This is a genomic window from Streptomyces soli (genome assembly GCF_003999195.1).
GTDB classification, from domain to species: Bacteria; Actinomycetota; Actinomycetes; order Streptomycetales; family Streptomycetaceae; genus Actinacidiphila; species Actinacidiphila soli.
The window spans coordinates 1-7,874 of sequence record NZ_RJVR01000343.1 but is presented as its reverse complement, the minus strand read 5'-3'; the positions used below and the strand labels follow the sequence as shown (position 1 = coordinate 7,874).

The 7,874-nt window shown below is 70.7% G+C and carries 7 protein-coding genes and 2 pseudogenes; 4 read left to right on the top strand and 5 right to left on the bottom strand.

Features of this window, described 5'->3' with window-relative positions; translation table 11 throughout:
- From EFK10_RS41725 to EFK10_RS41710, 4 genes and pseudogenes are all read left to right on the top strand, one after another.
- Nucleotides 1-168: pseudogene (locus EFK10_RS41725) on the top strand (IS5/IS1182 family transposase); the annotation flags it as partial.
- A 234-nt stretch (nucleotides 169-402) separates the two neighbouring features.
- The gene (locus EFK10_RS41720; RefSeq protein WP_127360862.1) at nucleotides 403-870 is read left to right on the top strand and encodes a hypothetical protein; all 468 of its coding nucleotides are present in this window, start codon (nucleotides 403-405) and stop codon (nucleotides 868-870) included.
- A gap of 438 nt (nucleotides 871-1,308) precedes the next feature.
- The gene (locus tag EFK10_RS41715; RefSeq protein WP_127360861.1) at nucleotides 1,309-1,680 is read left to right on the top strand and encodes a nuclear transport factor 2 family protein; all 372 of its coding nucleotides are present in this window, start codon (nucleotides 1,309-1,311) and stop codon (nucleotides 1,678-1,680) included.
- A 54-nt stretch (nucleotides 1,681-1,734) separates the two neighbouring features.
- Complete coding sequence (locus EFK10_RS41710) at nucleotides 1,735-2,727, top strand: aminoglycoside phosphotransferase family protein (protein WP_127360860.1); 993 nt, start codon at nucleotides 1,735-1,737, stop codon at nucleotides 2,725-2,727.
- Here EFK10_RS41710 and EFK10_RS41705 read toward each other — a convergent pair.
- The 5 genes and pseudogenes from EFK10_RS41705 to EFK10_RS41685 all read right to left on the bottom strand — a co-directional run.
- Nucleotides 2,708-3,295, bottom strand: a pseudogene (locus EFK10_RS41705) (LLM class flavin-dependent oxidoreductase); the annotation flags it as partial. The gene EFK10_RS41710 and the pseudogene EFK10_RS41705 sit on opposite strands and share 20 nt — an antisense overlap.
- Nucleotides 3,296-3,393: 98 nt before the next feature.
- Nucleotides 3,394-4,122, bottom strand: coding sequence for a class I SAM-dependent methyltransferase (locus EFK10_RS41700; RefSeq protein ID WP_127360859.1), 729 nt, complete (start codon nucleotides 4,120-4,122; stop codon nucleotides 3,394-3,396).
- Nucleotides 4,123-4,264: 142 nt separating this feature from the next.
- The gene (locus EFK10_RS41695) at nucleotides 4,265-5,101 is read right to left on the bottom strand and encodes an aldo/keto reductase (protein ID WP_127360858.1); all 837 of its coding nucleotides are present in this window, start codon (nucleotides 5,099-5,101) and stop codon (nucleotides 4,265-4,267) included.
- Between the two features lie 81 nt (nucleotides 5,102-5,182).
- Nucleotides 5,183-7,021: an AMP-dependent synthetase/ligase gene (locus EFK10_RS41690; RefSeq protein WP_127360857.1), complete on the bottom strand. Its 1,839-nt coding sequence runs from the start codon at nucleotides 7,019-7,021 to the stop codon at nucleotides 5,183-5,185.
- Between the two features lie 223 nt (nucleotides 7,022-7,244).
- Nucleotides 7,245-7,685, bottom strand: a complete 441-nt coding sequence (locus EFK10_RS41685) for an MFS transporter (RefSeq protein WP_127360856.1) — start codon at nucleotides 7,683-7,685, stop codon at nucleotides 7,245-7,247.
- Between the last annotated feature and the right edge of the window lie 189 nt (nucleotides 7,686-7,874).

Sequence of the window (7,874 nt, the reverse complement as noted above, 5' to 3'; positions counted from 1 at the left end):
TGGATGAACGGGTACGGCGAGCTCCGGCGCTGCTTCCAGCGCACGACCCAGACCGTCGAGTTCTACCTCTACCTCGCCGCCGCGTTCGTCACCGTGCGCTGCCTGATCCAGCAGGCCCGCAACCGCTATCGATGGGAGACCCGGCCAGAAGTCCGCCGCCTGAAATGACGCCTATCCTCGGTCGCTCTAATACCACCGCGTATTGCGGCACTGTCGGTTTTGTGCTTCTTCAGGCGGCGGGGAGCCCGGTCGCGTCCTTGCGGTTGAGGTCGGTCGCGCCCATGTGAGGCGCATATGGGTGAAATCTGTTTGTCTGCCTGGGGTGGATGGCGTTGCCCTGGTAAGCATTTTCCGCCAAGCAGATCACGACCCCGTGTCCGCAAAAGTAGAGGAGCGCATGGAATGGAACAGAAACGTAAGATAGCCGCAGCGCTGACCGCCACAGCCGTCATGACGGTCATGGGGGCTGGCGGAGCAGCAGCTCAGGCACAGCCTGAGGCCGGAAAGGCGGCGCGGCTCGTACACGCTCAGTCGAATCCGGTGCGGCCGCATCGCTGTTACGACATCGACTCTGCAGGGAATGAATTTCGCCACGCCAAGTACGTCTCGGCGGTGTGTGACGGTAGGGTATACGTTTTGTCGGTCAATGAGTCGACCGCACCGCCTACCCCTGTTGGTGGCTGGCAGTTTGTGGGAGGCCCCTCCAACGTTGTCGATGCAACACTGGCATCTAATGTCTTCGACGTTGGCGGCGGTCCGGTGCTCGTCACCGCGTTGACTTCGAAGGGAAACGTGTGGGAGGGCGTATGCGCCAATACTTTGCCGCTCGGGCCGTGCACGTTCACGCAGTTGCCCAAGCCGCCTCAGTGATCCGAGGCGAACACCCGAGCCCCGTCGGCGGGCTCTGGCGGTTGGCCTGACGGCACCGCGGACCCAGGATGGACGCAGATTAACGGCGCCGGACGGTGCCCTGATCTGTACCAACAGACTTGGAAAGCGTGTGGGACGTGGTGAGCGGGAGCGCGGGCCGTCAAAGGTTCGGCTTGATTGGGATGGCCGGCGGCCACGGGGCCTGGGGGGAGCCCCGCTTGGCCCTCATGGGGAGCCAAGCGGGGAGCCACAGGCAACGACATGAGACGAACGCGCTCGGACAACCACGGACACTCAGGCGCGTCCAGCAGGCACAACAACGGCGCCCACTGCAGCGGATCCTGGCTTGTATGTGGTGCCTCATTACCTCAGCGGTAATCGACGCGCTCTCCGCCCCGGGGCATCGTGGATCTCGTCCACACCGACGGAGGAGCGAACGTGACGCAGACGCAGTACGAGAACGCAGCCGCCCGCTACATCGAGGCATGGAACAGCGCAGACCCGGACGAGCGGGCCAAGGCCGTTGCGGCCGCCTGGACGGAGGACGGTAGCTATACGGACCCGCTCGCGGAGGTGGCCGGGCATGAGGGCATCGCGGCGGTGATCGCGGGGGCTCAGGAGCAGTTCCCGGGGTTCGAGTTCAGGTTGGCCGGGGCGGTGGACGGGCACCATGGCGTGGCGCGCTTCGGGTGGGAGCTGGTGTCGGTGGCCGACGGCTCGGCGCCGGTCGCGGGCTTCGACGTGGTGACGCTGGCCGACGACGGCCGGATCCGTACGGTCAGCGGCTTTCTGGACCGGCTCCCGGGCTGAGCGTCGGGGCTAATACGGATGCGGGTGGCGGGGGCGCGGTGGTGGGATGCCGTCGTGGACAGCGAGCTGATGACCATCGACGCCGGGGACTACGACGTCCGGGCCACCCCGTGGTGGGACGCCCGGTGGCGGCGCGAGGCGCTGGCGTGGGCGGAGGAAGCGCTGGCGGGCGCCGGGCTGCGGGCGGGGGAGCGGGCCGGGTGGGGGGTGCGGTTGCGGCCCTGGTCGGTGGTGATCAGGATTCCGGTGGAGGACGGGACTTCGCCGGTCTGGTTCAAGGCCAATCCGCCCGGCTCGGCCTTCGAGCCGGGGCTCGCGCGAGCGCTGGCGGAGTGGGTGCCGGGGCAGGTCCTCCCCCCGCTGGCCGTCGACACAGTGCGGGCCTGGTCGCTGCTGCCGGACGGCGGTCCACTGCTGGCCCACGCCGCGGCGGCCGAGGAGGCCGACCCGCACTTCTGGGAGGACCCGCTGCGGCAGTACGCGGCGCTGCAGCGGGTGGTCGGGCTCCGGACGGGGGAGCTGGCCGGGCTCGGGGTGCCGGACCTGCGGCCGGAGAGGCTGGCCGAGCGGTTCGACGAAGTGGTGGCGGTGACGGACACGCCGGAGGCCGTACGCCGGATGCGGCCCCAACTGGCCGACTGGTGCGCGGAACTGGCCGGCTCCGGCATCCCCGCCACCCTCGACCACTCCGACCTGCACGAGGCCCAGGTCTTCCACGGCGACGGCCGCCGCTTCGTCTTCTTCGACTGGGGCGACTCCTCGCTCGCGTACCCCTTCTCCAGCCTCCTGGTCACCGCCCGCGTCGCGCGCCGGCGCTTCGGCGCGGACGCCCCCGCCGTCCTTGCCCGGTTGCGCGACGCCTACCTCGAACCCTGGACCGACGACGGCCACGACCTGCCCGCCCTGCGCCGGCTGGCCGGCCTCGCCTGCCGGGTCGGCCCGGTCGGTCGGGCGCTGGCCTGGGGGCGGGTCTTTCCCGGTACGGAGGTTCACCACGAGCAGGTCGCCCGATGGCTGGGCGAACTTCTCAACGAGCCTCCGTTGTGAAGGAGATCTGTGCGGGCTGGGAAGCCGCGCCGGGGGCAAAGGGATGGGTCCACAGGCCCTGGGCTTGCAGCAGCGGCAGGACGCCCTCGCCGAACCAGTAGGCCTCCTCCAGGTGCGGGTAGCCGGAGAAGATGAACTCGTCGATGCCGAGGCGGTGGTACTCGGCGATCCGCTCGGCGACCTCCGCATGACTGCCGACCAGCGCGGTGCCGGCCCCGCCCCGGACCAGGCCGATCCCGGCCCAGAGATTGGGGTGGATCTCCAGCCCGTCGCGGCCGCCCCCGCCGTGAAGCGCGAGCATGCGCTGCTGGTGGCTTTCGCCGCCGGTCACGACATTGAGCAGCAGTCGGCCGCCGGTCTGCCGCTGGAAGGTCGAGGCCATCTGCGCGGCGAGGGTCGGCGACACGAACCCCGGGCGGAATGCGACGAGGAACTTCAGCCGCTCCGTGCGCTGGCTGACCATGGCCGTCGTCAGCCAGGCGTCCTCACACCACGCCCCGGTGGGGGTCAGCGCGCCGGCGAAGCCCAGGTCTTCGGCCGCGCAAGCGATCTGGGAAAGGTAGCCGACGACACCGCCGTCCTCATGGTCATCCAGCGCAGCCGCTCAGGATCGGCCCCCCGCGCCGCCCGCGACCTGCACGAGTTCTTCGAACGGCGGGCGGAGGACTACCGCTTGCGGAAGGCCAGCAGCCGGTAGACGGGGTCGGGGCGCGGCTCGTCCGGCTCCGGGAGGGCCGCGAGGCGCCTGGCCGGCTCCGCGGGATCGTGCGAGCCGAGCAGGGAGGCGTAGTAGCCGCGTTCGACGTCGGCCGCCGCGCGGCGGGGGCTGCGGCCCTGCCCGTGCCCGGTGAAGTGGGCCTCCCCGGCGGGGGTGAGGCCGTGCCGGGTGGCGGTCTCGGAGACCGTCGCGGCGGCGTCGTATGGCTCGCGGGACGCACGGTACGGGGCCAGCAGCGCCTCGATGTCGCTGCCGGCGTGGTGGGCGGCGTCCTTGTCGACGGTGGTGACGAAGACCCCGCCGGGGCGCAGCACACGGGCCGCCTCGGCGATCACGGCGGCTGAGAAGGGCACCAGGTGCAGCAGCCACACCGTCACCACGGCGTCCAGAGTACGGGTGCCGTAGGGCAGTTGACGGCTGTCGCCCAGCACCACCGTGGCCCCGACGCGACGCGCCGCCATCCGGGCCATGCCGGGTGCTGGGTCCACGGCGAACACCGTCAGGCTGCTGCGACGCGCGTAACGCTCGGTGACCAGGCCGGTGCCGCACCCCACGTCCAGCAGGGTGCGCGCGTAGCCGGGCACCAGGCTCAGCACGGCCTCCGCTGCCGCGTCGGCTCGCGGCACGCCGCCGCGTGTGGTGTCGTACGCGGTTGCTTCCGCGTCGTAATCGAGCATGTCAGCCTGGTCGTCGGGACGTAAACGAGGTACCGGCGAGGCGAGAGTAGCCAATGCGGCAGTCGGCCACCAGTGCGACCGAAAACGGCGCCGCCCACGCATGTCAGCGCGGGCGGCGGCGTCAGGACCGGGGCCGGGAGGGTCAGCCTAGGTAGTTGAAGGTGGCCGGGTCCGGGCCGAGGCGGGTGCCGTTGTCGAGGGCGTCGATGGCGGCGAGGTCGTCGGCGTCGAGCTCGAAGTCGAAGACGTCGATGTTCTCCCGGATCCGGGAGGGGGTGACGGACTTCGGGATCACGATGTCGCCGATCTGGATGTGCCAGCGCAGCACGACCTGAGCCGGGGTCTCGCCGTGCTTGGTGGCGATGGCGGCCAGCGCCGGGTCCTCCAGGAGGCCGCGACCGCTGCCGAGCGGGGACCAGGCCTCCGTGGCGATGCCGTGGGCGGCGTGGAAGGCGCGCAGCTCGGCCTGGGGGAGGTTGGGGTGCAGCTCGATCTGGTTGACGGCCGGAACGACCGAGCCCTCGTCCAGGACCTCCTGGAGCTGCGCCACAGGGAAGTTCGAGACGCCGATGGCCTTGGTGCGGCCGTCGGCGTACAGCTTCTCGAAGGCCCGCCAGGTGTCGAGGTACAGAGCGCGAGACGGCACCGGCCAGTGGATCAGGTAGAGGTCCACGTATTCCAGGCCGAGGCGCTCCAGCGAGGCGTCGAAGGCGCGAAGGGTGGAGTCGTAGCCGTGCTCGGCGTTCCAGAGCTTCGTGGTGACGAACAGCTCGTCGCGGGGCAGCCCGGCGTCGGCGATCGCCTGGCCGGTGCCCTTCTCGTTCGCGTAGATCGCGGCGGTGTCGATGCTGCGGTAGCCGGCCTCGAGGGCGGTCTTGACCGCGGCGCGCGCCTCGTCGTCCGGGACCTGCCAGACGCCGAATCCGAGCTGCGGCATCTGGACGCCGTTGTTGAGCGTGATGAAGGGGACCTTGCTCACGAGCAGGTGTTCCTTACGTTGTCGGACTGGTCGTACGAGTATTCTCAGCCTCAACGATCTGCCTCTTGATCGCATTCCCGGTCAGGCCCGGTACAGCGCCTCGACCTCGGTCGCGTACGCCTTCTCGATCGCCTTGCGCTTGAGCTTCAGCGAGGGCGTGAGCAGCCCCTGCTCCTCGGAGAACTGGCCCGCCAGGATGCGGAAGGTACGGATCGACTCCGCCTGCGACACCAGGGTGTTGGCGGCCACCACGGCCCGGCGGATCTCGCTCTCCATGTCCGGGTCGCGGACCAGCTCGGCCATCGAGCGCACCGACTTGCCGTGCATGGCCAGCCAGTGCGAGACGCCCTCCGGATCGAGGGTGACCAGGGCGGCGACGAAGGGCCGGTCGTTGCCGACGACCACGCATTGGGCGACCAGCGGGTGGGAGCGTACGCGTTCTTCCAGCGGCACCGGGGAGACGCTCTTGCCGCCGTTGGTGACCAGGATTTCCTTCTTGCGGCCGGTGATGGTGAGGTAGCCGTCCTCGTCGAGGGCGCCGAGGTCGCCGGTGGCCAGCCAGCCCTCGTGGAGGACCTGGTGGGTGGCCTTGGGGTTGTTGAGGTACTCGGCGAAGATCTGGCCGCCGCGCAGCCAGATCTCGCTGTCGTCGGCTATGTGGACGGTGGTGCCGGGGATCGGCCGGCCGACCGTGCCGAAGCGGGTCTGTTCGGGCGGGTTGGCGGTGGCGGCGGCGGTCGACTCGGTGAGGCCGTAGCCCTCGAAGATCCGGACGCCGGCGCCGTCGAAGAACAGGCCGAGCTGCCGGTCCATCGCGGAACCGCCGGAGAAGGCGTGCCGCACCTTGCCGCCGAGGGCGGCGCGCACCTTGCCGTAGACCAGCTTCTCGTAGAGCTGGTGCTGCACGCGCAGGCCGGCGCCCGGTCCCGGTCCGGTGCCGAAGGCCTTGGCCTCCATGGCCTCGGCGTGCCGCTCGGCGACGTCGACGGCCTTCTCGAAGACCGACAGCTTGCCGCCGGCCTCGGCCTTGCGGCGGGCGCCCTGGTAGACCTTCTCGAAGACGTACGGGACGGCGAGTACGAAGGTGGGCTGGAACGAGGCCATGGCCGGCAGCAGCTCGGAGGCGGCCAGGTTCGGCTGGTGGCCGAGCCGGACGCGGGCGCGGATGGCGGCGACCTCGACCATCCGCCCGAAGACGTGGGCGAGGGGGAGGAAGAGCAGGGTGGAGGCCTCGTCGCCGGGCTTGCTGTGGAAGACCGGCTCGTACTTCTCGATGATGTTGTCGGCCTCGGCCATGAAGTTGGAGTGCGTGATCACGCAGCCCTTGGGGCGGCCCGTCGTGCCCGAGGTGTAGATGACGGTGGCGATCGCGTCCGGGGTGACCGCCATCCGGTGCCGGTGGACGACGTCGTCGTCGATGTGGGTGCCGGACTCGGCGATGTCGGTCACCGCGCCGGAGTCCAGCTGCCACAGGCGGGTGAGCTGGGGGAGCTCGTCGACGACGGCGCCGACGGTCATGGCGTGGTCCTCGTGCTCGACGATGCAGGCGACCGCGGCCGAGTCGTGCAGCATCCAGCGGACCTGGTCGGACGACGAGGTCGGGTAGATGGGCACCGGCTGGGCGCCGATCGCCCACAGCGCGAAGTCCAGGACCGTCCACTCGTACCGGGTGCGGGACATCAGCCCCACGCGGTCGCCGAAACGTATCCCCTGGGCGATCAGGCCCTTGGCGACGGCCATGACCTCGTCGCGGAAGGCGGCGGCGGTGACGTCCTGCCATGGCGCGTCGGGACCCTCGGCCTCGGCTCTGCGGCCGAGCACCACGCGGTCCGGCTCCTCGGTGGCGGTGGCGAAGACTGAGTCGGCCAAACCGCCTGCCTGGGGTGCCGTCACCAGTGGGGGGATGGTGAACTCACGCAAGAGTCGCTCCTCGACCGCTTGGGGCGCCCGTAACGTACCTGATCCTCAGGGAAGGGGGGAGGGGGCTGAGCGCGGGCCTGTGAGCAGCGGACATTAGTACATCAGTGCTGGTCGGGGCCGAAACCCCAGTTGCTGCGGGGAACACGGCGCGCGCCGGGCCCGTGCTGTGGGGCCCGACGCGCGTAGATCTCCATCAAATCTGCTCGCGTCAGTCACTGACGCTCTACAGCAAGGGAAGTCGGTCGAGCTGCCTGTTCCGGCTGGTCATGGGCGGCTTCCGGTGTCTTTGTCCGTACGAGGCCAGGACGATGACGCCGGCCGTCAGTCCCACCGCTCCGGCGACCACGGCTGCCGTGTCGAGCCCGGAGGTGAAGGCGGCCCGCAGTGCGTGGTCCACGGCTTCACGTTGCCCCGACGGCACCAGGGCCAAAACCTGCCGCGCGCCGCCGCCGGCGAGGGCCTGGGCCGCCGCGTGCGGATCTTGTATGCCGTCGGCGCTCAGGGCGTGCTGGGCGCGGGCCGTGAGCAGGGTGCCGAAGACGGCCACCCCGAGGGCGTAGCCGAGCTGGCGCATCGTGTTCACCGCGCTGCCCGCCATGCCGGCCTGCCGAGGCGGTACGGAGGCGAGCGCCGCCGACGCTACCGCCGGGTTGACCAGCCCCACGCCGAGCCCGGCCAGCGCCAGCCCCGGTCAGCGACGTCGCCTGGTGCAGCTCGGGATAGGAGGCGCGGCCGTCGCCGGCGAGGGTGGTGAGCAGCGCTTCGTCGCCGGGGTCGGGTTGGCGGCCGCCGTCGGGGCCGGTGCCGGGGCGCCTTGGTGCGGCGGCGGGCGCAGGGCCGCCGCCCGGGCGCG